This window comes from Streptomyces sp. NPDC088794 (genome assembly GCF_044750545.1).
In the GTDB taxonomy this organism is placed as follows: Bacteria; Actinomycetota; Actinomycetes; order Streptomycetales; family Streptomycetaceae; genus Streptomyces.
In genome coordinates, this window is sequence record NZ_JBIVKB010000003.1 from 284,033 (window position 1) to 306,433 (window position 22,401).

Below are 22,401 nucleotides of genomic sequence, written 5' to 3' on the forward strand. Positions count from 1 at the left end.
ACCGTGCCGACATGGCCCGGCCCGCCGCGTCGGTCGGGCTCGTCATCGCCATCTGCCTGATGGCGGCCAACCTGCGCACCCCCCTCACCGGTGTCGGCGCCCTGCTGCCCGAGATCGAGCACGGCAGCGGCCTGACGTCGAGCTGGGGCGGGCTGCTCAGCACACTCCCCCTGCTGACGTTCGCCGCGACGTCGCCCCTGGTCGCCCGGACCTCCCACCGGTGGGGCAACGCCCGCCTGCTGGTCGTGGCGCTCGGTGTGCTGGCCGTCGGAACGGTGGTCCGTTCCCTTCCCTCGGTGGTCTGTCTGTTCGCCGGAACGGTGCTGCTCTCCGCGGCCATCGTGTTCGGCAACGTGCTGCTGCCCGCGCTGATCAGGCGCGGCGTGCCCGCACACCGTATCCAGAGCGTCAGTGCTCTCTACGTGACCGTCATGGGCCTCATGGCAGCGGTCTCCTCCGGGGTCTCCGCGCCGCTGGCCCAGTCCGTGCCGGGTTCCTGGCACACCGCCCTGGCCTGGGGTGTCGCCTTCACGTCGCCGCGTTCTTCGCCTGGCTGCCGCGGATGCGAGGTGACAAGCCACAGGCGTCCAGCGGCGGGACCCACAGCCCGGTGCCCTGGTCCGTCGCGGCTCGCCTGGCAGGGCACCCTCTTCATGGGCCTGCGGTCCCTGGCCTTCTACACCGCCGTCGCGTGGCTGCCCAGCATCCTGGCCGACCGCGGCACGAGCAGCACCGCGGCCGGATGGATGCTGTTCTACTACCAGGTGGTCTCGCTGGCCGCCAGCAGCCTTCTGCCGCTGCTCACCCGAGGCCGGCACGACCAGCGCTGGACCGCGGCCGGGGCTTCGATCCTCACGGCAGGCGGCTTCACCCTTCTCGTCACGGCCCCGCGCTGTCCGTCCTGGCCTGCACCCTGCTCGGACTGGGCGGTGGCGCCTGCCTCGTCCTCGCGCTGACCTTCCAGAGCCAGCGCGCTGGCAGCTCCGGCGAAGCCGCCGCGCTGGCGGGCATGGCACAGTCCATCGGTTACCTCGTGGCCGCGGCCGGCCCCCTGCTCCTCGGCATCGTGCACGACGCCACGCACAGCTGGACCCTTCCGCTCACCGTGTTGGCCGTCCTCGGCATCGCCACGGCAGTCGCCGGGCACGGTGCGGGACAGGATCGCCACATAGCTCAGCCCTCCCGCTGACCCGCGCTGCCGCTCGGCCCGCCCCAACGTCCGATCCCGCTCGCCGGGCTGACCTACCCCTCGTCCGTGGGAGCGGCCGGACGTCCCGCGTACCGGCTGCGCATCCCGTCACTTGCCGCGGGCCCGGCCGTGAAGACGTACGTCTCACTGTCGTCGAGCCGGCGACCGGTCCTGGCGTCGACTACCACGGGCTCGACCTCCTGACCGCTGTGCGCGTCCACGAGGATCATGCTCCGCTCCCCCGGCGCCAAGCGGGAGTTGCCCCACGCGGCCAGGGCCACGATCACCGGGCGCAGGGACCGCCCGAGTTCGGTCAGTACGTACTCGTGGCGCACCGGGTTGGTCTGGTACGGCCTGCGCTCCAACAGCCCGTCCGCGACCAGGGACTTGAGCCGGGTGGTGAGCATGCTGGAGGAGATGCCGAGGCTCTCCTGGAACTGGTCGAAGCGGGTGTAGCCGTCGAAGGCGTCGTGCAGGATCAGCAGCGTCCACCACTCACCGACATGTTCGACCGTCGTGGACAGCGGGCACTCCCGGTCCTCCAGCCTGATCCGACTTGCCACGGCGGCCATCCCCTCAGTTACTGCTAAAGTCGAAGTTACTAGCTTCTATTTTAGCAGCAACACGGGAGCGGTGCTTTGCATGCCCGCGCCCTGGAACGGAGCACAACGTGAGCACACCCAGCAGTGAATCGCTCGAAGGCCGACGCGCTCTGGTCACCGGCGGCACCAAAGGCACCGGAGCCGCGATCGCCCGACGACTCGCCGACGCCGGCGCGACCGTGCTGGTCACCGCGCGCAGCCGCCCCGACGACGTCGAGGAGAAGACGTTCATAGGCGCCGACCTGTCCAGCGCGGAGGGCGTCTCGCACGTCGCCTCCGAGGTGGAGGCCCGCGTGGGTGGCGTCGACATCCTGGTCAACACCCTTGGCGGCTCAGCGGCACCGGCAGGAGGGTTCGCCGCGCTCGATGACGACGACTGGGCAAGGGAGTTGGACACCAACCTGCTGGCCGCCGTCCGCCTGGACCGCGCTCTCCTCCCCCACATGATCGCCACGGGCAAGGGCGCGGTCGTGCACGTCACCTCCATCCAGCGGCGCCTGCCGTTGTGGAACGGCACCCTGGCCTACGCCGCCGCCAAGGCTGCCCTGACCACCTACAGCAAGGGCCTGGCCAACCAACTCGCCCCGCACGGCGTCCGCGTCAACACCGTCTCGCCCGGCTTCGTCCAGACCTCGGCGGCCGACCATCTCGTCGCCCGGATCGCCGACGAGGCCGACATCAGTCAGGAAGCCGCGCTGGGCCGGCTCATGGACTCCCTGGGAGGCATCCCGCTCGGCCGTCCCAACCGGCCCGAGGAGGTCGCCGAACTCGTCGCCTTCCTCGTCTCCGACCGCGCCTCGGCCATCGTCGGCGCCGAACACGTCATCGACGGCGGAACCACCCCGACCGTCTGAACCCACCACCACCTTCAGGAGCGTCATGCCCGACAACCAGCCCCGGACCATCAGCCCGAACGACCTGCCCGAGGTGATCACGCGCTACCTCACGGCGCACCGCGCCCACGACACGGCCATCGCGGTCACGACGTTCGCCGACGACGCCACCGTGATCGACGACGGCAGGACCTACCGGGGCAGCACCGCGATCGAGGGGTGGCTGGACCGGGCGGCCACCGAATTCACGTACACCATCCAGCTCACGGACGCCCAGGAGACCGACGCGGCCCACTACATCGCCACACACCACCTCGAAGGCGACTTCCCCGGCGGCACCGTCGATCTCCACTATCGGTTCACGCTGCGCGGCGACCTCATCGAGCACCTCGTCATCGAGCCCTGAGCCCGCTCCCGCCGCGTGACCGACCAAGGCCCCAGCTGCGGCGCTTAGTTCATGTCTTGATTTAAATCGTGAGGTGAACTCTCCGCAAGCCCTCGGGAAGCGAAACCTTTCCGGACCCCACTTCCGCCGGATCCCTTGACACCTTGCTGACATGCCCTCAACACTCCTCGGCGGGAGAGCGCTCTCCCAGACCGTTCTCCCACCGTCTCCCGGCGCCCTCGCACCGGCTCACCTGACGCCATGTCACGGGGACGCCGGGCGACGACCTCTGACACCCCCACCGTTCAGGAGGAGGTCTCCATGTCACGGAGATCGAAAGGCCTGTCAGCCACGCTGATCACCGGCGCGCTCCTGCTGACCTCGCTCGGCCTCGGCGGCATCGCCATGAGCGCCGGGCCACCCGCACCGCACAGCGCCGCCGCGCAGTCCTTCGCGGCCACCCACTCCGGTCACGCCATGGCCGCGTCCACCGCCAACTCCCCTGAGGATCCCGACGGCGACGGCTACATCCTCGCCAACCCGCCGGTCACCGGCGTGACGCCGTCCACGCAGAACCCGCCGCACCGTTACTTCCACGAGTTCCAGGCCAACTGCTCGGTCACGCACACCAGGCCGGACGACCCCATCGTCTATCCGCAGCAGCCGGGCAAGTCCCACGACCACACGTTCATGGGCAACACGACGACCGACGCCAACAGCACGACCGCCTCGCTGTCGGCCGGCGGCACCACGTGCAAGGCGCCCGGCGACCTGTCCGGCTACTGGATGCCCACGCTCTACAAGGGCAACCAGCAGATCCTTCCCGTCGGCCCGCAGGTCATCTACTACAAGACCGGCGTCACCGACTACACGAGTGTCCGGCCCTTCCCCAAGGGCCTGCGCTTCGTCGTCGGCAGCCCCACGCAGAGCGCCGACGAGTTCCGGAACCACCGCGGTTTCGTCGAGGGTTGGGAGTGCGGTGACAGCTTCTTCAACACCGAGTTCCCCGCGACCTGCCCGAACCGCGCCGACGTCCAGCTCAACATCCGCTTCCAGGCGCCGAGTTGCTGGGACGGCAAGTACCTCGACACGCCCGACCACAAGAGCCACATGGCCTACCCCGTGGTGAAGCCCGGCACGAACGACAACATGTGCCCGGCCGACCACCCGGTGGCGCTGCCGATGATCGAGTTCAAGATGGCCTTCCCCGTCAACGGCGACATGTCCCAGGTGCGCCTGGCCAGCGGACCGGGCCACAGCTTCCACTACGACTTCTTCAACGCCTGGGACGACCGCACCCTCAAGGCCCTCGTCGACCACTGCGTCGTCGGCGGACTGCAGTGCAACGCGCGCGGCTACGACGAGACCCACCCGGAGGCGGGCGCCGCCCTCGACGAGAACTACCGACTGCCGTGAGGACCGCGCCCATGACCCCACGACCCCGAACCCGCCGCATCGCGGCACCCCTCACCGCCGGCGTGCTGGCGGCCGGACTCCTCGCCGCACTGCCCGCCGCCCAGGCTCAGGCCGCGGGCAGTGTCGTCAAGGTGACCGGCGGCCAGGGCGCCTGGCAGCTGACGGTCGACGGACAGCCGTACCAGCTCAAGGGCCTGACCTGGGGCCCGAGTGTCGCGGACGCCGAGAGGTACATGCCGGACCTCCAGTCCATGGGCGTCAACACGATCCGCACCTGGGGCACCGACGCGAGCAGCAAGCCGTTGTTCGACTCCGCGGCCGCCCACGGAATCAAGGTCGTCGCCGGCTTCTGGCTCCAGCCGGGCGGCGGCCCCGGCAGTGGCGGCTGCGTCAACTACCTGACGGACACCGCCTACAAGAACCAGATGCTCGACGAGTTCCCCAAGTGGGTGCAGACCTACAAGGACAACCCCGGCGTGCTCATGTGGGACGTCGGCAACGAGTCGGTCCTCGGGCTCCAGAACTGTTACAGCGGCGACGAGTTGGAGCGACAGCGCAACGCCTACACCACCCTCGTCAACGACATCACCAAGAAGATCCACGCCGTCGACCCCAACCACCCGGTCACGTCCACCGACGCGTGGGTCGGTGCCTGGCCCTACTACAAGCGGAACGCGCCGGATCTCGACCTGTACGCCGTGAACTCCTACAACGCGGTCTGCGACATCAAGTCCGCCTGGCAGCAAGGGGGTTACACCAAGCCGTACATCGTCACCGAGACCGGGCCGGCCGGCGAGTGGGAGGTCCCCGACGACGCCAACGGCGTTCCGCTGGAGCCGTCCGACCAGGCCAAGGCCGAGGGCTACACCCGCGCCTGGAACTGCATCACGGGGCACCAGGGGGTCGCGCTCGGCGCCACGATGTTCCACTACGGCACCGAGTACGACTTCGGCGGCATCTGGTTCAACCTGCTTCCCGCGGGTCAGAAGCGGCTGTCGTACTACGCGGTGAAGCGGGCCTACGGGGGCGACACCAGCCACGACAACACCCCGCCCGTCATCTCGGACCTGACCGTCGAGGGCGGCGCGGGCCAGGTGCAGGCCGGACGCGACCTGGTGCTGTCCGTGCGGGCCACCGATCCCGACGGCGACCGGATCTCGTACGAGGTCCTCGACAACAGCAACTACATCGACCAGAGCAAGAATCTGGCCTCGCTGCCGTCGACCGATCTCGGTGGCGGTCGTCTCAGGGTCACCGCGCCCGACCGTCCGGGCGTCTGGAAGGTGTACGTCAAGGCGACGGACGGCCGGGGCAACGTGGGCGTCGAGACGCGCTCGATCCGGGTCGTCCCGCCGGTGCCGTCCGGCACCAATGTGGCGCGCGGAAAACCAGCCACCGCCTCGTCCTTCCAGGCGAGTTACGGCGACTGCCCGTGCACCGCGGCCAACGCGGTGGACGGGAACCAGGCCACCCGCTGGGCCAGTGACTGGAGCGACCCCCAGTGGCTCCAGGTCGATCTCGGCGCCCGCACCACGTTCCGGCACGTCCAGCTGTCCTGGGAGGCCTCGTACGCGAAGGCGTACACGATCCAGACCTCCGACGACGGCCAGAACTGGCAGACCGTGCGCACCGTTTCCGACGGCAACGGAGGCATCGACGACTTCGACGTCACCGGCACCGGCCGCTACGTCCGCGTCAACGGCACGGCGCGGGGCACCGGTTGGGGGTACTCGCTGTACGAGTTCGGCGTGTACGCCTGACCCACGGACCTCTCCCGGAGCGTACGGCCCCGCTCCGGGAGAGCGCTCTATTGCCGGACACCGCAGGTCCGTTAGGGTGCCCGCATGAGCAGACAGGCCCCGACACTGGAGGACGTCGCCCGCGAGGCAGGCGTCTCCCGGGCGACCGTGTCCCGGGTCGTCAACGGCGTCCGCAACGTCGATCCGGAGATCCAGGAAGTGGTCCGCCGGGCCATCGAACGGACGGGGTACGCGCCCAACCGGGCCGCCCGTTCCCTGGTGACCCGGCGGGCCGAGACCGTCGCCCTGGTGGTGTCCGGCGCCGGGGACATCACGGACGCCGGCCAGAACGCCTTCGCCACACGGATCTTCGCCGATCCCTTCTTCGGCCGGGTCGTCGGCGGCATCGTCGGCTTCCTGCGCCCGCGCTCGATGCACCCCGTCCTGATGTTCGCCGAGTCGGCCGAGACACGGGAGGAGGTGCTGACCTACCTGCGCCAGGGCCGTGCCGACGGCGCCCTCGTCGTCTCCACCCACTCCGACGACCCGCTGCCCGCCCTCCTCGCCGACGCCCGCCTGCCCGCCGTGCTCTTCGCCCGCCCCTCCCGTCCGGTCCCGCTCAGCTATGTGGACCTGGCGCACCGGGACGGCGGGCGCCTCGCCGCGGAGCACCTCCTCGCCCGCGGCTGCCGGCGGCCCGCCACGATCTGCGGCCCCCTGGACGTGGCGGCCAGCCAGGAGAGACTCGCCGGGTTCCGTGACACGCTCGCGCGCCACGGCCACCCCTATGTCCCGGTCGTCGAGGGCGGGTTCACCCTGGACAGCGGTCTGGCGGCCATGTCGGACCTGCTGTCCGGCCACCCCGACACGGACGGTGTGTTCGCCGCCAACGACCTCATGGCGCAGGGTGCCTGCGAGGTCGTACGGGAGCGCGGCCGCCGGGTGCCCGAGGACGTCGCGGTGGTCGGCTTCGACGACTCCAGCATCGCCGTGACCTGCCGGCCCCGGCTGACCACGATCCGCCAGCCGGTCGAGGAGATGGCCACGGAGATGGCCCGCCTCCTCGACGAACACATCCACGGCGTACGCACCGAGGCGACGTCGGTCATCTTCGAACCGGAGCTGGTGGTGCGGGACTCGGCGTAGCGCAGGGACGCTCACGGTTTCCTCGCGAGCCGCCGCCCGGAAGTGGCCGGGGTGAAGCCCACCTCGCGTCGGAAGACGTGACTCAAGGAGCTCGGCGCGGCGAAACCCAGGCCGGCGGCGACGCCGATGTCCGTCCCGCGCAGAAGCTGTTCGACCAGGCGCATGCGCCACCGTGCGACGACGCCAGGACCGGGGAGCAGGGCGCGCCCACGACGCTACAGGCCGGCCCAGCGCGCCCACCATCCGACGCCGGTCGGCCACACACCCGGGGCACGCTGCGTTCGCTGTCCATGCCGGTGACCACCAGGCACTTCACACGGGCGACGCTTTCTAACACCAGGGCCACCCCGGTCACGCTCGGTCCGGGACCGTCCCCACTCCCGATTTGCAATGCGGAGACCTCTCCACTACGGTCAACACGGACCGGAGAGGCCTCCGCTTACTGTGCGGTCGACGTCAGCACTGGACGAAAAAGGGGCAGGACGATTTCAATGAGCAGCGCACTGCAGAGGCCACTTGGGGCTGTCGAGCGCATGTACCACCGGAACATGGGCGATCTGTCCATGCTTTTCACCGTGGCCGCAGAATTCCCGGTGGAAATCACCGGGGAACAGGTATCGGCAGCCCTCGCCGCGGTGCAGGATCGCCATCCTCTTCTGCAGGTGCACATCGAGGACCACCCGGAAGGCCGGCTCGGATTCCATCGGCCCGCACCGGTACCTCCGATCAGTCTGCGGGTGCTGCACCGACCTGCGGAGACGTGGCGACAGGTGGCGGCCGAAGAGGTCAGCCAGCAGTTCGACACGTCGCAAGCCCCTCTGGCGCGCGCGGTACTGGTCGGCGATGGGGACCGTTCGGCACTGCTGCTGACCTTCTATCACTGCGTCGTCGACGGAATCGGCGGAGTGGCCGTTCTCAACGACTTGGTGAGCGCACTCAACGGCCAGGAACTGGAGATCCTCCCGATCCCTCCGTCACAGGAAGACGTTGTCGCCGGCACCCTGACCGCACCGACAGGTCACGAGGCGGGGCCGCCTCCGGCCGACGATCCACGGATGGGAGTGCCCGTCGCACCACGCCCCCTCGACGGCGCGACCCCCTCGGTGGCCACCCTCGCCCTGGACAAGGAACTCACCCGGAATCTTCTTCTGCGAAGCCGGGAGGAAAAGACCACGGTGCACTCGATCCTCGTCGCGGCCGTATCCCGGGCGAGGAGAGCGTCGTGGGCGGTGAGGAGTTCGTGCGCGTGCTGACTCCGTTCGATCTCCGAAAGCAGATCGGCGGAGACGGACTGTGCGTCGACTATCACGGCGCGACACGGACGGGATCGGAACCATTCGACGGAGAGTCGATCTGGGATCAGGCACGCACCGCGGGTAACGCGCTGTCCGGGCCCAGATCGGCCGCCGGAATAGCAGCGGACAGTGAAGCGATCCAGAAGTACGTTCCCGTGGACGCCGATGCAGCCACCGCGACGGCGGTCATGGGCTCCTTCGCCTATGACGTCCTTGTCAGCAATCTGGGAGTGGTGAATATCGCGGGAAGCCTCAAGCCGGCCGCTCTCTGGGGTCCCTTCCTTCCGTGCCGGCTGGAGAACGAGGACCTCATCGGTGTGATCACCTTCGGCGGGCAGTTGCGGATGGTCGCCTGCGGCTTCGCCTCCCCGGAAGCCCTGCTGACCGAGGTTCATGAGGTCCTTGAGTCGGCGGTGACGGGTCTGCCGGACCAGACGAGCACACCCTCGCAGCAGTAGCCGGCCCTGTGGCCGAGCGGCGAGGCGAAGGCGGGTCACGCTGGGCTTGCTCCGATCTCTCTCCAGCACTATCGGAGACATCTCCGGATAGAATGGGTGGTGCTGGTGCACCTCAGGAGGTCGCATGCCCGACGCCACCCCACAACGGTCCGACGCGCTGAAGAACCGTGAAGCCATCCTTCAGGTCTCCCACGACGCGCTCGCCGAGTCCCCCAACACCTCGCTCAACTCCATCGCCAAGCGGGCAGGGGTCGGACCAGGCACGCTCTACCGGCACTTCCCGACCCGCGAAGCCCTGATCCTGGAGGTCCACCGCCACGACGTGGAGCGCCTGGTCCGCTCCGTACCGGAAGTCCTCGCCGACCACACCCCGCTCGACGCGCTGCGAAAATGGTTCACCACCCTCGCCTCCTACGTTCGCCTCAAGCACGGCCTCGGCGAGGCACTGCACTCCGCCGCCGCCCAAGAACTCGTCAGCGCCTCATGGCCACCCGTCACCGCCGCGGTCAGGGAACTCCTGGACGCGTGCATCGACGCGGGCGAGGTCCGGCCCGGCATCGACCCCGTCGACGTGATCATGCTCATGAGCTGTCTGTGGCGCACCCCGGACAACGCCGAGGGCGCGGCCCAGACCGACCTGCTGATGGAACTGGCCATCGAAGGATTCCGTCCTTCGACGCGCGCCGCCTGACGCTCGACACCCCAGCCGCCTCCACCGGCCTTCAGAGATTCCGCGGCTCCGCCCGGATCCCGTCGAAGACCACCGCGATCAATCTCCGCCCCTGGGCGACGCCGCCGTCGTCAGGAGCCACGCGCCACAGAAAACTCATCAACATGATGAGGTCGGCCGGGTCGTGCCCCGGGGCGATGGTGCCCTCGGCGACGCAGGCGTCTACGAGCTTGCCGACGGCTTCGCTCATCGGACCCCACGCCTCGGCCACGACGTTCTGGGCGGCGGCGCTGTGCAGCGCGACACCGAGGCCGTGCTTCAGCCGGATGTAACCGGCGAGGGTTTCGAACCACTCGATGTAGGCGGCCTTCGCCGAGGTGCAGCGGTCGAGCACCTCGTCGACCATGCCGGTCAACCGCTCCACGTCGTGCCGGTAGACGGCGATGACCAGTTCGTCGCGGGTCGGGAAGTGCCGGTACAGCGTCCCGATACCGACTTCGGCGCGCTTGGCGACATCAGTGAGAGGCACCTGCGGGTTCTCCGCCAGCAGGTGGTGTGCCGCCTCGATGATCGCCACGCGGTTGCGTGCCGCCGCCCTGCGCTGGGTGCCGTAGCCGGTCGAAGTCTCCGCGTTCACGGTGCAATCCTGCCCCCGATTGACTCGCGGAGGATCCTCCGCTAGTTTCGGAACAGATCCGGAGCGCTCTCCGTTTAGCGCGATCCCCCCTTTGCATCCCGCTGCCGCAGGCACTGTCCGCGCCGGGCACCGCACGGCAGCGCGCCATGGACGAAAGACCTCCAATGACAGACACCTCCGTTCCCCTCGACAGGGCGACCGACACCGACCCGGCACCGGCCCGCCGCTGGTGGCTGTTGGCAGGCCTCGGGCTGGCGCAGATCATGATCACGCTAGATGCGACGATCATGAACATCGCCCTCCCCTCCGCGCAGGCGGACCTCGGCTTCAGCGCGGCCAGCCGCTCGTGGGTGCTAACCGCCTATACGGTCGCCTTTGCCGGCCTGCTGCTGCTCAGTGGCCGCCTGGCCGATCGGATCGGGCGCCGCAACGTGCTCGTCATCGGCCTGATCGGGTTCATGCTCGCCTCCGCCGTCGGCGGAGCCGCACCAACCTTCACCGTGCTGATCGTCGCTCGCGCCGTGCAGGGTGTGTTCGCCGCGCTGCTGGCGTCGGCTGCCCTGGCGACGGTGACCACGACGTTCCCGAGCGGGCTCGACCGAGCGCGCGCGTTCGGCATTTTCGGTGCGATCGGCGTGGCCGGGGCCTCAGTGGGGCTCATCCTGGGCGGTGTGCTCACGGAGTACCTGTCCTGGCGCTGGGCGATGTACATCAACATCCTCTTCGCGCTCCCCGCAATCCTCTTCGCCGTCCTTCTCGCACCTCGCGGACGCGCCGGAGCCGCGCGCATCGGCCTGCCCAGCACGTTGGCCGTCTCGGCCGGACTCGTCGGTGTCGTGTACGGCTTCACGAACGCAGCGCAAAAAGCCCACGCGCGGCACGTCACGCTCAACACCACAGGCCCGACCGTCCTGAGAAGATTCCGCCTTGCAGCCCGAAGTGCCGTCAGTCTCCGAGGAAGAGCTGCTCCAGCTGGGCGGTGAGCAGGTCGGTGAGGACCTGCGGGTCGGCACTGGCGAGGGCCTCAATGCCGTACATCTGGCGCATGACTTGGAATCCCACGATGACGGACACGATGAGCGCGGCGCGCTCTGCCGCGTGCGGCCCCCGGACGACGTCGGTCAACTGGCGGTGGTGGTGGTTCTCGATCTGTTCCCGGGCCGTCCGCGTCGCCGCCGGGTTGGACAGAGCTCGCAGGACGATCAGCAGCCCCTCGAGGGCCGGTTCGCCGTACGCGGTGCGGTCGACCAGTGCCTCGGCAAGTGCCCGCGCCCTGTCCTTGTCGCCGAAGACGTCCCGGCGCAGTACTTCCGCGGAGTTCATCGCGTCGACGACGACCTCCTGGAACAGCTGTTCCTTGGAGCCGAAGTAGCGGTTCACCAGGATCGCGGTGCAGCCGGCGTCCGCCGCGATCTCCCGTACTCCGACGCCGTCGTATCCGGAGCGGGCGAACGCTTTGCGGGCCGACTCCAGGATCGCCTTCCGCGTCGCGGCTGCGCCTCGGCGTCTCGGACGTGAATCCTCAGGCACGGAACGACTCCAAGCTGTGGTCCATCGGTCGGACGTGGCCGAGCACTGCTGTGTCCTGCACAAAGGCGCTGGTCACCGGTGATTATCCAAAGCCCGCCCCTGCCCGTCAAAGCCGTCGCGCGGCGCGCGGAGCAGCTCGGTTGGTCAGCGGCCGACGTCATGTATACACTCGTAGACATTAAAGTATACGGTCGTAGACATCGAGTCGGGGTGCGTCGCCCGCTCGTCGGGGTGGCATCGCTTGCCCAGCGCGAGTCCGGCCCTCGCACACCCCCTCCATGTGAGATCCGGAAGGAACACCACTCCTCATGCCAGAGAGCAACCAACTCGTCCTGGTCACCGGAGGCACCGGCTATGTGGCCGGCCGATGTGTCGCCGAGTTGCTGAAGAACCGGTACCAGGTGCGCACGACGGTGCGCACGGCCGCGAAGCATCAGGTCGTACGGGACGCGGTCGCCACCGAGACCGACCCCGGCGATCGCCTGACCTTCGCTTCCGCGGACCTGACCCACGACGAGGGCTGGGACGCGGCCATGGCGGGCGTCGACCATGTCCTGCACGTGGCCTCGCCGATGGGCCTGGGCGGCGCCGGCGCACAGGTCCTGGTCGACACCGCGCGCGGTGGCACCGAGCGCGTGCTGGCGGCCGCCGCTCGCGCCGGGGTGCGACGCGTCGTGATGACCTCCGCGGCCAACGCCTCCAGCCCGTCGTCCTACGCGGAAGAAGGCGTCACGGACGAGACGCTGTGGACCGACCCGGAGGACCCCGGCCTGATCCCCTACCGCCGCTCCAAGACCGTGGCCGAACTCGCTGCCTGGGATTTTGCCGCCGCCCACCCGGACGGCCCGGAGATCACGACGGTCCTGCCCGGCGCCGTGTTCGGCCCGCTGCTGTCCGACACCACCATCGGGTCCGTCGGCATCATCGCCGGCCTGCTGACCGGCAGGATTGCCGGCATCCCCCGCATCGGGCTGGAGGTGGTCGACGTGCGCGATCTCGCCGACGCCCACATCCGTGCCATGACCACCCCGGAGGCCGCCGGCGAACGCTTCCTGGCCACCGGGGAGTTCATGTGGATGGCCGACATCGCTGAGGCCCTGCGTGACGAACTCGGCTCGGCCGCCGCCGAAGTGACGACCCTTCAGCTCGACGACGAGGCCGTGCGCAAGGCAGCCGAGACGGACTCCTCGATGCGGGAGATCCTGCCGGGACTCGGACGTCGCAGTCTGCACCGCACCGACAAGGCTCGCCGCGTGCTCGGCTGGCAGCCCCGCTCCGGGCGGGAAGCCGTCATCAACTGCGCCCGCAGCCTCATCGCCCACGGTGTCGTACCTGCCACCACCGCCTGACCGCCGAGCGGTCGGTCGTCTCCGGGCTCGACGGGCGTCGGGCCCACGCGGCTTCCGCACCTGCCGTACAGGACTGCTCGGCTTCGGGACGGCGTCCGTTCTCGGAGCGGCCGCCACGGCGACACAGCCGGGAAACGCCCTCCGAGTGTCCATGGACAGAGGAATCCCCCGTGAAAATTCTCCTTCTCGGCTCCACCGGCATGGTCGGCCACGGGATGCTCCACGCGTGCGTCGCCGACGCCGATGTCGAGTCCGTCACCGTCGTCGCGCGCCGCACACCGACTCTCACTCATCCCAAGGTCCGGGTACTGATCCACGAGGACTTCGCCGATCTCTCTCCGCTCCGTGCCGAACTCAAGGGCATCGACGCCTGCCATTACGCGATCGGAACCTCGTCCGGGGGTGTGACAGAAGCGGACTACACAAGGGTGACCTTCGACTACGCGCTCGCCGCGGCACACACGCTGCTCGAAGTGGGCGACCGGCCCGCCTTCGTCTACGTCTCGGGCCGCAGCGCCGACAGCAGCGAGCAGAGCTCCGTGATGTGGGCTCGCGTCAAGGGCGCGGCCGAGAACGCCCTCCTTGCTCTCCCCATGCGTACGCACGTCCTGCGTCCCGGCTACATCCGCCCCCGCAACGGCGCCCGCGCCTCCTCACCGGCGGCCCGGGCGTTCTACACGGCCACCGGCCCGCTGTTCCCGGTACTGCGCCGGGTGTTCCCCGACTGGGCCACTTCCACCGATGCCATCGGACGTGCGGCCGTAGCCCTCAGCCGCCCCGAGAACACTGAGCCCGCCATTCTGACCAGCCGGGACATCAACAGACTCGCCGGCATGTGATCCCGCCCCGCCTGCCGGTCCTCCGGTCCACCAGCCCGCCGGAACACTCCAGGAGATGTCGATGGACCAGTGGCTACGAACGCTTCCCCCGGCTCTCGTCTGCGTCAGTCTCGCCCTGACCATCGCTCTTCAGTACGTGTGCCTCCCCGCCCCCGGAGGCATCGCCATGACCACCGCCGCACTGCTGACGGTCGACGGCCCGGTCCACCCCGTGGCCGCCGTCCTGGCGGCGGCAGCCGGGGCCGTCGCGGGCGGGGCGGTCGGCCACCGACTCGGAACCCGCACGGGGCGGGCCTTTCTCCGGAGACTGTCCGACAGGGAACGCGGTCCCGTCACCAAGAGCCGGATCGCCTCGCTCGAGAACGTCACGGCGCGGCTGGGTCTGTGGGTGGTGGCCGCGGCTCCCTTCTCCGCCGTCCTGCGCAACACCATCGCCCCGGTGTGCGGCACCCTGGGGACGAAACGGTTTCCCTTCCTCACCGTGACGGCTGTCGGCGTTGCCGTCTGGGCCGGTGCGAACGTCGCCGCGGTGCAGCTCCTCGGAAACGCTGCCGGAAAGTGGATCAGCGTCCTGACCGCCGTCGGGCTCGCCGCCTTGTTCGCCGTTCTCCTCAGCGCGGGCGTGCGGAACGTGATCCGCCTCTGGCGCCGGCACCGGCGGGCAGATCCTCTGGAGAGCCCATGATTCCCGGAAGGGGTCACCAGGCGTGACTCCTTGGCCGGTGGCCATCGCCGTACCGTGGAGTTCATCAGCGATCGCAAGCAGGACCGGACGGAGGCACGGAAACAGATCCGCGAGTTCCTCGCGACCCGCGGTGCCCGCTTGACGCCCGAGCAGGCCGGGCTCCCCGTCCTCGACGGCAACCGACGCGTCAAGGGCCTGCGCCGCGTGGAGGTGGCAACCCTGGCGGGCATCAGCGTCGAGTACTACGGCCGCCTGGAACGCGGCGATGCCACCGGCGTGTCCGAATCCGTCCTCGACGGCATCCATCACGCGCTGCAGCCGAGCGGGCCGAGGCCATGCGCCGCTTCGCCGACGCGCGGGAACTCCGGGCCGACCTCGCCACCACACTGGTGAGCCGGGAGAACGGCATGCCCCCTCGCCCTGTCGCGTCAGACCAACGGGCCCGGACCCGCCGGGCATCTGCGCCGCAACGCGGAACTGATCGAGACCTTCCCCTTGGAACTGCCGCGACCGAGCGCGCGAGGGGCCACGATCGTGCGCCGCGACCCGGTCGGCGTCGTCGCCGCCATCACCTCCTGGAACTTCCCCCTCGGACTCGCTCTGAGCAAGCTCGCCCCCCTCCCGCGGCGGGCCGGGCGATCGGTGCCCAATGCGGGCGCCTGATTCGCCGCTGCACGCTCGAACTCGGCGGCAAGTCCGCCGCGATCGTGCTCGACGACGCCGACCTCGACACATTCGCCGCCGGTCTGGACGCCGCCTCCTTCATGATCAACGGCCAGACCTGCACCCTCCAGTCGCGGATCCTCGCGCCACGTTCACGCTACGACGAGGTGGTCGACGCCGTACAGATCGCCAACGACTCCGAATACGGCCCGGAGGGCCTCAGCAGCTACCCCGACCTCCAAGATGAGCACTTGTTCTAACACATTGACACAACTTCACAGTGCGTGACATGGTGACACGGTCGCGCTTCCGCTGCCGGAGATGTCATGAACCTCATCTACAGCCTTCTCGTAGGCACTCCCTTTGTCATCGGACTCCTGCTCCTGGTCCCCAACCTCGTTGCCGGTCGGCCTCATTGGTATGTCCAAGGAGCCACGAGATGGAGGATGGGCGGACTGGCCCTCGGTCTCGTGGTCGCCGTCCTGCTCGTGTATCTGCCGGTCCGGCACGGAGTGATGTTCGCCGGAACCGCGTTCGGCCTGTGTCTGCTCACGGGAGTGCTCGCCGGAGAGATCCTCACCGTCCCTCCGGCCGGCTCCGTACGCACGGCTTCTCTCTCACCCCGCAGGATCCCGAATTACCTTTCCCGCGCGCACAACCCGTTGCTCGGCACCTTTCTGTTCACGCTCATCGGGCTGCTCGCCATCACGACCGCCATCGCCTCTTCGCGGATGAGCTCGCGAGGGGTCCGGCTCGTCTGCGGAGACAACGTCTCGACGGATTCGGGCTGGATCGGCCTGCCCGCCGCCGTCGCCACGGTGGCCACGGTCATCGTCGGATCCGGGGCGTGCCTGCTGGTTCTGCGGAAGATCGTTTCCCGCCCCGCCCTCACGGACGGCCCCGAAGGGCACGGACTCGACGAGGCACAACGCGTGACATCCGCCAGTGCGGTGACCTACGCCTGGGGCTGCATGATGTCGGCGTCCCTGTTCACGTCCGCTCTCCACACAAGCACTTCCCTACCCGGCGCCTTCCCCCTCTCCCTCTTCGACAGCGGCCTGGACGACTCCTGTCCGACGTGGTGGATGGAGCCCTTGCAGGTCACCACGTTCACTCTGGCCATAGCTGCCGCCGTCGCGCTCGTCTACCTGCTCGCGCGCCTCGCGAATCTGGCCAGGCCCCATCAGGGGGTCACCGCGTGACGCCCGTCCTGGTGCGTGTGGATGTCTCCAGTGCCGTTCCTCCCTACGAACAGGTACGCATCCAGATCGCCGACCTGATCCTGAGCGGCCAACTGCCGCAGGACGAGAGGCTGCCCACCGTGCGGCAGCTCGCAGCCGACCTCGGTCTGGCGGTCGCCACTGTGGCGCGGTCCTACAGAGAGCTCGAAGCGGCCGGCCTCGTCACCAGCCGACGTGGGGCTGGAACCCGCGTGACGTTCGCCGCGCGGAACACGCCGGCCCTGGACGAACAACTCGCCCAGGCCGCCCGCGTCTTCGTCACCACCGGACGCGGTCTGGCCGCGAGTGACGACCAGCTTCTCGCCGCGGTGCGACTGGCGCTTACCACCGATCACGAATAGGGCCACTGCGCCGGGGCGCGCCGTCCGGAGAAGAGCACGTGACCCTCAGCCGAGGAGCACCGCGCGATCTCGTCAGTCCGGGATGAGCGTCGTCAGGCAGAACGGGTGGCCGGCGGGGTCCAGGAGCACCCGCCAGCTCTCCGGATTGGGCTGCCGGGAGGCCTTGGTCGCGCCGGCGGCCAGCGTCAGGGTCTCGGCCTTGTCCAGATCCTCGACCGCCACGTCGAGGTGGAACTGCTTCGGCTCACCGTCGGGCCATTGCGGCGGCTGGTAGTCGGTAACGCGCACGGTGACCAGCAACAGACCGTCGAGTGCGACCCCGCAGAAGGACTCGGTCTCGATGCGGATGGTGCCACCGAGCACCGTCGCCCAGAAGGCTGCCAGCGCGCGGGGATCGTCGCAGTCCAGGGCCACTGATCCCAGGCGTCCGATGGGCTCGGTCATGTGGAATCCACTCCATGCTCCGTGTGTCTGATCCGGCCACGGCCTCGGGTGGTCCACCGGGGCCGGAAAGGTGGTGTGCGGTGATGGTCAGGCGGCCTGGGTGGCGTTGAGACCCAGGAGGCTCTCGGCGGTTTCCGTGATGGTGGTTTCGACGGGGCGGGGGTGCCAGTCGAGAAGGCGTTGGGCCTTCGCGGAGGTGGCGTCGAGGTTCTTGCCGAGGAGCTTGCGGAGCATCCGCATGTCGGGGTTGACGAGGGAGATGCCCCGGGAGGCCCAGACGGGCATTTCGCGGGTGGGTAGGTTGTGCGCGCGTTCGCCGAGGCGGTCACGGAGGATCGCGGCGACGTCGCGGACCCAGAGGCTGTGTCCGGAGGTGGCGATGAAGCGTTCGCCCGCCGCAGCGGGGTGGGTCATGGCGCGCAGGTGGAGGTCGGCGACGTCGCGCACGTCGACGTACCCGGTGGCGAACTTGAGCAAGACGGGCATCCTGCCCTCGAGCATGCGCTGGATGAGGCCGAGAGAGGGAGAGTAGTCGGGCCCCAGGACCGGGCCGAGAACCCCGGTGGGGTTGACGGTGGCCAGCTCCAGGCCGGCGCCCTCGGCCTTGATGAAGTCCCAGGCGGCACGTTCGGCGAGGGTCTTGGACTTCTGGTAGGGCTGGATCCCCGCGTCGTCGACGTCGGTCCAGTCGTCCTCGGTGAAGGGGGTGTCGCGGTCGGGGTGGCCGTAGGCGATGGCCCCGATGGCGGAGGTCAGGACGACACGGCGGACGCCTGCGTCGCGGGCGGCGCGCAGGACCCGCAGGACTCCGTCGCGGGCCGGCTTGACCATGTCGTCGTCGGACTGCGGGACGCTGGTGAGGGTGGGTGACGCGACGTGCAGGACGAAGTCGCATCCCCGCACCGCCTCCGGCCAGCCCTCGTCCTTGGTGAGATCGGCGGCCACCACCTGCAACGGCGCGTCGGAAGCGGCACCGCCGCGCTTGAGCATCGCCCTGAGTTCGGGTTCACGGGACAGGTTGCGAACCGTGGTGCGCACCGAGTGTCCGGCTTCCAGCAGCGCGAGGATGCACCAGCTGCCGATGTATCCGGACCCGCCTGTCACCAGTACTTCTGCCATGATCCCTGCCTCCTTGCCGAAACGAATCGGAGAACTCTCCGCTTGAGTCGAAGCTACCGGAGAACTCTCCGTTTAGTAAACCCGGAGCCCGCAACCGGGACGTGGAACGAGGTGGTGGCTCGGAGGAAGGCGCGAGCTGCGATCAAGGGGCGGTGCCAGCGAATGCCCCCGACTGGTCGCCCGCCCCCAGATCAGGGACAACTGGTCAGTGCGGTCGTCCAGCTGCTGGGCGACCACTTCACCGCGTTCCCACGTCAAATCCGCGTAGCGGGCGAACAGTTCGGGATTCTCCAGTGCGCGTAAGACAAGGCCGCCGGCCGATGGGCCGGCGGCGCTCGCGCACCATGGCGAATTTCCGACCTTCGGCTACTTCACATTGCGTCGGTACACGGCCGCACCGATGCCGTTGATCTCGGTTCCGCCCTGTTGCAGCGGAGTGGCGATCGTGTCCAGCCACGGGAAGGGGTAGTTGAGGTCGGGTGCGCTGACCTTGTCGAGCTCCTGGAGCGCTTCGTCAGGCAGCGTCACGGCCAGTGAGTCGAGGTTGGCCTGAAGCTGCTTGAGCGAGCGGACGCCCAGGATGGTCGAGGTCAGTGCCGGCTGTTGCCTCACCCACGCGAGAGCGGCCGCGGCCACGCTGCACTCATTGGCGTCGGCCACCCGGCGCAGTACGTCGATGATGTCGAAGGTCCGGTCGCCCAGCTGGGCCTCCGCCAGGGCGCCCCGCCCCGAGTCCTGCGGGTTGCGGTCCTCACGGGAGTACTTGCCTGAGAGCACGCCACTGGCCAGCGGACTGTAGGCGAGCACACCCAGGCCGAACTCACGGGCGGCGCCGAAGAGTTCGCCCTCGACGGTGCGGCGGACCAGGGAGTACTCGACCTGCAGCGCGACGACGGGAGCCAGGTGCCGGTACTCCGCGATCGTCGCCATACGGGCGACGGCCCATGCCGGGGTGTTGGACAGGCCGACATAGCGGACCTTGCCGCTGCGGACAAGGTCGTCGAGCGCGGTGAGGGTCTCCTCCAGCGGCGTGTGCCGGTCCCAGCAGTGCTGCCAGTACAGGTCGATGTAGTCGGTACGGAGACGCCGCAGCGACGCCTCCGCCTGCTGGATCACCGCCTTGCGTCCTGCCCCTCCGCCGTTCGGGTCACCTGGGAACATTCCACGGGCGAACTTCGTGGAAATCACCACCCGGTCCCGCAGATCCGGGTGCGCGGCAAGATAATCCCCGATGATCCGCTCCGAGGCGCCCTCGGTGTATCCGTTGGCCGTGTCGATCACGTTGCCGCCGGCCTCCAGGTAGGCCTCGATGAGGTCGGTGGACGTCTTGTCGTCCGACCCCCAGGCCGGGTCGCCGAAGGCCATCGTGCCGAGCGTGATCGGGCTGACGCGGAGTCCGGAGCGGCCAAGGGTGCGGTAGCTGTCGAGTTGCATGGGTTGCGTCCTCGGATCTCTGGCGTTTCGTGGGAGAAGGTCATGTCGGCCATTCGGTGCCGACTACTTGTCGGCAGTGCGTCCGCGGTCGGACGTATCGCGGCGAGCGGCAGCCGAAGCCTCCGCGGGTCGGGGCAGCGGGCACCGGTGGTGTCCGCGAGCAGGACCGACAGACGGTGACCCGCACGGCCGCCCAAGCGATAAACGGAGAGTCCTCCGTCTAGCGGCGACAGTAACGGAGAGCTCTCCTCTTCGCAACCGCGCCCGCCGCCCCTCGCAGCCAGGCATGCGATACCTCGGAGTCGAGAAACTCGATCATGAACCCCGGACGCCCGTCCGTCAGAGGTCGCCGAGGGCGGCCAGCCAAGGAAGCCAGCGCGGGTCCGCCCCCTCGTAGACGTTCCACGATCCGTTCGTGCAGGTGTAGCCGATGGCGATCCCGCTCGCGGGGTCGCCGAACGCCAGCCTGCCGCCCAGGCCGGAGTGCCCGAAACTGGTGGAACCCAGCATCGGGTTGCCGGGGCGGGGTGCCTCGTAGCCGAGGGCGAAGCGAAGGGGATTGGGGGTGGGGATCGCGGCGAACGCGCCCGCGGCGGGGAGGCCGTCGGTCTGGGGCGTGGCGGCGATCGCGACCTGGTCCGGGTCGAGGAGCCGGACCCCGCCCACCTCGCCGATCAGCGCGGCGTACATGCGCGCGAGCGACCGTGCGTTGCCGATGCCATTGGCGGCCGGGATCTCCGCGGCATGCCCCTCCCGGCGGTTGAACAGCGACTCGGCCCCTTCGCCGGCCTGACGGTCCTCCATCACGGTGCGCAGCACCGGCTCGTTGACATCGATCCCCAGCGAGGCGAGCTGCGCGAGAGTCTCGTCGACACCGGGCAGCGGGTTCGTACTGAAGATCGGCGCGACCCGGTGTTCCTCGTCGGCCGGCAGTCCCACCCACAGAGCGAGTCCGAGCGGCTCGGCCACCGAGGAACGGAAGAATTCACCGGGCGTCTGGCCGGTGATGCGCCGGATGACCTCTCCGACCAGGTGGCCGAAGGTCAGCGCGTGATAGCGATAGGCCGTGCCCGGCTTCCACAGGGGCTCGGACGCGGCGAGGACGTCTGTGCACGCTCCCCAGTCCAGAATCTTCCGAGCATCGATGCCCGTCGACTTGGCGAACCCGGGCAGACCGGCCGAATGCGTCAGGAGATGGCGAACGGTCACGTCCGGTGAAGAGAATTCCGGCCAGTACGCCTGAACCGCGGCGTCGATGTCGAGCCGCCCCTGCCGTGCCAGCATGTGCACGCAGGTGGCCATAAGGCCCTTCGTGCACGACATCAGGATTACGGCCGAATCTCCCGACCAGGATCCACTCCACAAATCGACGACGAGCCGGCCATCGCGGTACACGGCCAGTTGTGCGTCACCCTCGTCTTCTTCCTGGCCAATGGCGAATGCCTCACGCACGGTTTCATAGCCAGGCCGCACGGTGCCGAAAACAGACATGACTCTCCTCAGGTGATCGATGAAATCAGGAGTTACGCCCATCCGGTCACTGACGTATTTCAGGACCGTCCGCGTCGACGGACCAAACTTAACGGAGAGCTCTCCGCTTAGTCAAGCAAGAATGGAGACCTCTCCGATTCCGAGATTTGGCCACCTCAACAGGAGTGTCGATCAGCCTGAGCGCTCACCGGTTCCCCGCGCGACGGCCCCAGGGACGCCACTCCCATGAGACGACTTCCCCCAGCCGCGGTTCACGCCGGTTAACAGTCGCCGCATGTCTCATGTTTGAATCTGCTGTACGTTCGGGCGACAGATTGGGGGATGTCATGGGCCAGCGCAGCGACGCGCAGCAGAACCGCATCCGGATCGTCAACGTCGCTCGCGAGGCGCTCACCGAGGACGAGTCCGCGTCCTTGAACTCCATCGCCAAGCGGGCCGGTGTCGGACCGGGGACCCTCTACAGGCACTTCCCCAACCGCGAGGCCCTCGTTCTCGAAGTGTTCCGCACCGAAGTGCAGAAACTCGTCGACTGGGCTTCGGAGTTGCTGCTCACCGAGCCGCCCCTACAGGCACTGCGCCTCTGGTTCGAGCGGCTGGCCGCGCACATCACGATCAAGCAGGGCCTCGGCGACGCCCTGACGTCGACCGTCCACGACGCCGTGACCAGGGAGTCCCACGGCCCGGTGACCGGCGCCATCCGCACGTTGCTGGAGGCCGGACAGGCGGACGGCACCATTCGTCCGGGCCTGGACCCGGACGACGTCCTCATGCTGATGAGCAGCGTCTGGCGCGTACCCAAGGACTCCGCCGGCAAGGATCAGGCACAACGCCTGCTCGACCTCGCCGTGGAGAGCGTCCGCACTCACCAGTAGGCGGAGCCCCCGGGATCCGAGCG

General features: G+C 68.9%; 28 protein-coding genes. 20 read left to right on the forward strand and 8 right to left on the reverse strand.

All coding sequences use genetic code 11. From position 1 onward, the window contains the following. The first annotated feature begins 11 nt into the window (after window positions 1-11). Entirely contained in the window at window positions 12-956 is a 945-nt protein-coding gene (locus ACIP6U_RS10335) for an MFS transporter (RefSeq protein ID WP_401714786.1), read from the forward strand. A gap of 53 nt (window positions 957-1,009) precedes the next feature. Next, a complete protein-coding gene (locus ACIP6U_RS10340) occupies window positions 1,010-1,189 on the forward strand; it encodes a hypothetical protein (protein ID WP_401714788.1) in 180 nt (59 codons plus the stop codon). A gap of 53 nt (window positions 1,190-1,242) precedes the next feature. Here ACIP6U_RS10340 and ACIP6U_RS10345 read toward each other — a convergent pair whose 3' ends face one another. Then, a complete protein-coding gene (locus ACIP6U_RS10345) occupies window positions 1,243-1,761 on the reverse strand; it encodes a winged helix-turn-helix transcriptional regulator (protein WP_401714789.1) in 519 nt (172 codons plus the stop codon). A 98-nt stretch (window positions 1,762-1,859) separates the two neighbouring features. On the opposite strand from ACIP6U_RS10345, the gene ACIP6U_RS10350 reads away from it, so the two are divergent. The 5 genes from ACIP6U_RS10350 to ACIP6U_RS10370 all read left to right on the forward strand — a co-directional run bounded on the left by ACIP6U_RS10350 (window position 1,860) and on the right by ACIP6U_RS10370 (window position 7,310). After that, a complete protein-coding gene (locus tag ACIP6U_RS10350; protein ID WP_401714791.1) occupies window positions 1,860-2,645 on the forward strand; it encodes an SDR family oxidoreductase in 786 nt (261 codons plus the stop codon). A 25-nt stretch (window positions 2,646-2,670) separates the two neighbouring features. Next, window positions 2,671-3,030 carry a nuclear transport factor 2 family protein gene (locus ACIP6U_RS10355; RefSeq protein WP_401714792.1) on the forward strand — a complete coding sequence of 120 codons (360 nt, stop codon included), beginning with the start codon at window positions 2,671-2,673 and terminating at the stop codon, window positions 3,028-3,030. Window positions 3,031-3,330: 300 nt separating this feature from the next. Further along, the gene (locus ACIP6U_RS10360; RefSeq protein ID WP_401714794.1) at window positions 3,331-4,425 is read left to right on the forward strand and encodes a DUF1996 domain-containing protein; all 1,095 of its coding nucleotides are present in this window, start codon (window positions 3,331-3,333) and stop codon (window positions 4,423-4,425) included. Between the two features lie 11 nt (window positions 4,426-4,436). Continuing rightward, window positions 4,437-6,185 carry a discoidin domain-containing protein gene (locus tag ACIP6U_RS10365; protein WP_401714796.1) on the forward strand — a complete coding sequence of 583 codons (1,749 nt, stop codon included), beginning with the start codon at window positions 4,437-4,439 and terminating at the stop codon, window positions 6,183-6,185. A gap of 84 nt (window positions 6,186-6,269) precedes the next feature. Then, on the forward strand, window positions 6,270-7,310 hold the full coding sequence (locus ACIP6U_RS10370; protein WP_401714797.1) for a LacI family DNA-binding transcriptional regulator: 1,041 nt from the start codon (window positions 6,270-6,272) through the stop codon (window positions 7,308-7,310). A gap of 11 nt (window positions 7,311-7,321) precedes the next feature. Here the strand turns inward: ACIP6U_RS10370 and ACIP6U_RS10375 are convergent, their stop codons facing one another. After that, on the reverse strand, window positions 7,322-7,474 hold the full coding sequence (locus ACIP6U_RS10375) for a hypothetical protein (RefSeq protein ID WP_401714799.1): 153 nt from the start codon (window positions 7,472-7,474) through the stop codon (window positions 7,322-7,324). Window positions 7,475-7,858: 384 nt separating this feature from the next. Between ACIP6U_RS10375 and ACIP6U_RS10380 the strand changes: the two genes are divergently transcribed. From ACIP6U_RS10380 to ACIP6U_RS10390, 3 genes are all read left to right on the forward strand, one after another. After that, window positions 7,859-8,563 (forward strand): condensation domain-containing protein, encoded by a 705-nt coding sequence (locus ACIP6U_RS10380; protein ID WP_401714801.1) that lies wholly within the window; start codon window positions 7,859-7,861, stop codon window positions 8,561-8,563. After that, window positions 8,533-9,063, forward strand: coding sequence for a hypothetical protein (locus tag ACIP6U_RS10385; protein ID WP_401714803.1), 531 nt, complete (start codon window positions 8,533-8,535; stop codon window positions 9,061-9,063). The genes ACIP6U_RS10380 and ACIP6U_RS10385 overlap by 31 nt, the downstream gene beginning before the upstream one ends. Before the next feature lie 124 nt (window positions 9,064-9,187). Continuing rightward, a complete protein-coding gene (locus ACIP6U_RS10390) occupies window positions 9,188-9,754 on the forward strand; it encodes a TetR/AcrR family transcriptional regulator (protein WP_401714805.1) in 567 nt (188 codons plus the stop codon). A gap of 31 nt (window positions 9,755-9,785) precedes the next feature. Here ACIP6U_RS10390 and ACIP6U_RS10395 read toward each other — a convergent pair whose 3' ends face one another. After that, a complete protein-coding gene (locus tag ACIP6U_RS10395) occupies window positions 9,786-10,370 on the reverse strand; it encodes a TetR/AcrR family transcriptional regulator (RefSeq protein WP_401714806.1) in 585 nt (194 codons plus the stop codon). A gap of 164 nt (window positions 10,371-10,534) precedes the next feature. Between ACIP6U_RS10395 and ACIP6U_RS10400 the strand changes: the two genes are divergently transcribed. Then, window positions 10,535-11,353 (forward strand): MFS transporter, encoded by an 819-nt coding sequence (locus ACIP6U_RS10400; RefSeq protein WP_401714808.1) that lies wholly within the window; start codon window positions 10,535-10,537, stop codon window positions 11,351-11,353. Here the strand turns inward: ACIP6U_RS10400 and ACIP6U_RS10405 are convergent. Further along, complete coding sequence (locus ACIP6U_RS10405; RefSeq protein WP_401714810.1) at window positions 11,316-11,900, reverse strand: TetR/AcrR family transcriptional regulator; 585 nt, start codon at window positions 11,898-11,900, stop codon at window positions 11,316-11,318. The two genes, ACIP6U_RS10400 and ACIP6U_RS10405, sit on opposite strands and share 38 nt — an antisense overlap. Before the next feature lie 308 nt (window positions 11,901-12,208). Here ACIP6U_RS10405 and ACIP6U_RS10410 point away from each other — a divergent pair, with 308 nt between their 5' ends. The 8 genes from ACIP6U_RS10410 to ACIP6U_RS10445 all read left to right on the forward strand — a co-directional run bounded on the left by ACIP6U_RS10410 (window position 12,209) and on the right by ACIP6U_RS10445 (window position 17,018). Next, window positions 12,209-13,249 carry an NAD-dependent epimerase/dehydratase family protein gene (locus ACIP6U_RS10410; RefSeq protein WP_401714812.1) on the forward strand — a complete coding sequence of 347 codons (1,041 nt, stop codon included), beginning with the start codon at window positions 12,209-12,211 and terminating at the stop codon, window positions 13,247-13,249. A gap of 170 nt (window positions 13,250-13,419) precedes the next feature. After that, window positions 13,420-14,088: an epimerase gene (locus ACIP6U_RS10415; protein ID WP_401714814.1), complete on the forward strand. Its 669-nt coding sequence runs from the start codon at window positions 13,420-13,422 to the stop codon at window positions 14,086-14,088. 166 nt (window positions 14,089-14,254) lie between these two features. Then, window positions 14,255-14,773 carry a DedA family protein gene (locus ACIP6U_RS10420; protein ID WP_401714816.1) on the forward strand — a complete coding sequence of 173 codons (519 nt, stop codon included), beginning with the start codon at window positions 14,255-14,257 and terminating at the stop codon, window positions 14,771-14,773. A gap of 54 nt (window positions 14,774-14,827) precedes the next feature. After that, on the forward strand, window positions 14,828-15,166 hold the full coding sequence (locus tag ACIP6U_RS10425; RefSeq protein WP_401714818.1) for a helix-turn-helix domain-containing protein: 339 nt from the start codon (window positions 14,828-14,830) through the stop codon (window positions 15,164-15,166). A gap of 102 nt (window positions 15,167-15,268) precedes the next feature. Beyond that, the gene (locus ACIP6U_RS10430) at window positions 15,269-15,436 is read left to right on the forward strand and encodes an aldehyde dehydrogenase family protein (protein WP_401715528.1); all 168 of its coding nucleotides are present in this window, start codon (window positions 15,269-15,271) and stop codon (window positions 15,434-15,436) included. Then, window positions 15,436-15,696: an aldehyde dehydrogenase family protein gene (locus ACIP6U_RS10435; protein ID WP_401715530.1), complete on the forward strand. Its 261-nt coding sequence runs from the start codon at window positions 15,436-15,438 to the stop codon at window positions 15,694-15,696. Before ACIP6U_RS10430 ends, ACIP6U_RS10435 begins: the two co-directional genes overlap by 1 nt. A gap of 186 nt (window positions 15,697-15,882) precedes the next feature. Further along, the gene (locus ACIP6U_RS10440) at window positions 15,883-16,638 is read left to right on the forward strand and encodes a hypothetical protein (RefSeq protein ID WP_401714820.1); all 756 of its coding nucleotides are present in this window, start codon (window positions 15,883-15,885) and stop codon (window positions 16,636-16,638) included. Beyond that, window positions 16,635-17,018 carry a GntR family transcriptional regulator gene (locus tag ACIP6U_RS10445; protein ID WP_401714822.1) on the forward strand — a complete coding sequence of 128 codons (384 nt, stop codon included), beginning with the start codon at window positions 16,635-16,637 and terminating at the stop codon, window positions 17,016-17,018. The genes ACIP6U_RS10440 and ACIP6U_RS10445 overlap by 4 nt, the downstream gene beginning before the upstream one ends. A gap of 72 nt (window positions 17,019-17,090) precedes the next feature. On the opposite strand, the gene ACIP6U_RS10450 is transcribed toward ACIP6U_RS10445, so the two are convergent. The 4 genes from ACIP6U_RS10450 to ACIP6U_RS10465 all read right to left on the reverse strand — a co-directional run bounded on the left by ACIP6U_RS10450 (window position 17,091) and on the right by ACIP6U_RS10465 (window position 21,548). Further along, a complete protein-coding gene (locus ACIP6U_RS10450) occupies window positions 17,091-17,462 on the reverse strand; it encodes a VOC family protein (RefSeq protein ID WP_401714823.1) in 372 nt (123 codons plus the stop codon). An 87-nt stretch (window positions 17,463-17,549) separates the two neighbouring features. Then, entirely contained in the window at window positions 17,550-18,581 is a 1,032-nt protein-coding gene (locus tag ACIP6U_RS10455) for an SDR family oxidoreductase (protein WP_401714825.1), read from the reverse strand. 366 nt (window positions 18,582-18,947) lie between these two features. Next, window positions 18,948-20,015 carry an aldo/keto reductase gene (locus tag ACIP6U_RS10460; RefSeq protein WP_401714827.1) on the reverse strand — a complete coding sequence of 356 codons (1,068 nt, stop codon included), beginning with the start codon at window positions 20,013-20,015 and terminating at the stop codon, window positions 18,948-18,950. Window positions 20,016-20,354: 339 nt separating this feature from the next. Next, the gene (locus ACIP6U_RS10465) at window positions 20,355-21,548 is read right to left on the reverse strand and encodes a serine hydrolase domain-containing protein (RefSeq protein WP_401714829.1); all 1,194 of its coding nucleotides are present in this window, start codon (window positions 21,546-21,548) and stop codon (window positions 20,355-20,357) included. Between the two features lie 284 nt (window positions 21,549-21,832). On the opposite strand from ACIP6U_RS10465, the gene ACIP6U_RS10470 reads away from it, so the two are divergent. Continuing rightward, window positions 21,833-22,378, forward strand: coding sequence for a TetR/AcrR family transcriptional regulator (locus ACIP6U_RS10470; protein WP_401714831.1), 546 nt, complete (start codon window positions 21,833-21,835; stop codon window positions 22,376-22,378). The last annotated feature ends 23 nt before the right edge of the window (window positions 22,379-22,401 follow it).

What these genes read in the sequence shown, in the direction of transcription:
- ACIP6U_RS10450 (WP_401714823.1), bottom strand. Translation starts at nt 17,462, where the DNA reads ATGACCGAGCCCATCGGACGCCTGGGATCAGTGGCCCTGGACTGCGAC.
- ACIP6U_RS10460 (WP_401714827.1), bottom strand. Translation starts at nt 20,015, where the DNA reads ATGCAACTCGACAGCTACCGCACCCTTGGCCGCTCCGGACTCCGCGTC.
- ACIP6U_RS10360 (WP_401714794.1), top strand. Translation starts at nt 3,331, where the DNA reads ATGTCACGGAGATCGAAAGGCCTGTCAGCCACGCTGATCACCGGCGCG.
- ACIP6U_RS10440 (WP_401714820.1), top strand. Translation starts at nt 15,883, where the DNA reads ATGGGCGGACTGGCCCTCGGTCTCGTGGTCGCCGTCCTGCTCGTGTAT.
- ACIP6U_RS10465 (WP_401714829.1), bottom strand. Translation starts at nt 21,548, where the DNA reads ATGGGCGTAACTCCTGATTTCATCGATCACCTGAGGAGAGTCATGTCT.
- ACIP6U_RS10410 (WP_401714812.1), top strand. Translation starts at nt 12,209, where the DNA reads ATGCCAGAGAGCAACCAACTCGTCCTGGTCACCGGAGGCACCGGCTAT.
- ACIP6U_RS10470 (WP_401714831.1), top strand. Translation starts at nt 21,833, where the DNA reads ATGGGCCAGCGCAGCGACGCGCAGCAGAACCGCATCCGGATCGTCAAC.
- ACIP6U_RS10355 (WP_401714792.1), top strand. Translation starts at nt 2,671, where the DNA reads ATGCCCGACAACCAGCCCCGGACCATCAGCCCGAACGACCTGCCCGAG.
- ACIP6U_RS10380 (WP_401714801.1), top strand. Translation starts at nt 7,859, where the DNA reads ATGGGCGATCTGTCCATGCTTTTCACCGTGGCCGCAGAATTCCCGGTG.
- ACIP6U_RS10375 (WP_401714799.1), bottom strand. Translation starts at nt 7,474, where the DNA reads ATGCGCCTGGTCGAACAGCTTCTGCGCGGGACGGACATCGGCGTCGCC.
- ACIP6U_RS10335 (WP_401714786.1), top strand. Translation starts at nt 12, where the DNA reads ATGGCCCGGCCCGCCGCGTCGGTCGGGCTCGTCATCGCCATCTGCCTG.
- ACIP6U_RS10455 (WP_401714825.1), bottom strand. Translation starts at nt 18,581, where the DNA reads ATGGCAGAAGTACTGGTGACAGGCGGGTCCGGATACATCGGCAGCTGG.
- ACIP6U_RS10400 (WP_401714808.1), top strand. Translation starts at nt 10,535, where the DNA reads ATGACAGACACCTCCGTTCCCCTCGACAGGGCGACCGACACCGACCCG.
- ACIP6U_RS10340 (WP_401714788.1), top strand. Translation starts at nt 1,010, where the DNA reads ATGGCACAGTCCATCGGTTACCTCGTGGCCGCGGCCGGCCCCCTGCTC.
- ACIP6U_RS10365 (WP_401714796.1), top strand. Translation starts at nt 4,437, where the DNA reads ATGACCCCACGACCCCGAACCCGCCGCATCGCGGCACCCCTCACCGCC.
- ACIP6U_RS10420 (WP_401714816.1), top strand. Translation starts at nt 14,255, where the DNA reads ATGACCACCGCCGCACTGCTGACGGTCGACGGCCCGGTCCACCCCGTG.
- ACIP6U_RS10345 (WP_401714789.1), bottom strand. Translation starts at nt 1,761, where the DNA reads ATGGCCGCCGTGGCAAGTCGGATCAGGCTGGAGGACCGGGAGTGCCCG.
- ACIP6U_RS10370 (WP_401714797.1), top strand. Translation starts at nt 6,270, where the DNA reads ATGAGCAGACAGGCCCCGACACTGGAGGACGTCGCCCGCGAGGCAGGC.
- ACIP6U_RS10390 (WP_401714805.1), top strand. Translation starts at nt 9,188, where the DNA reads ATGCCCGACGCCACCCCACAACGGTCCGACGCGCTGAAGAACCGTGAA.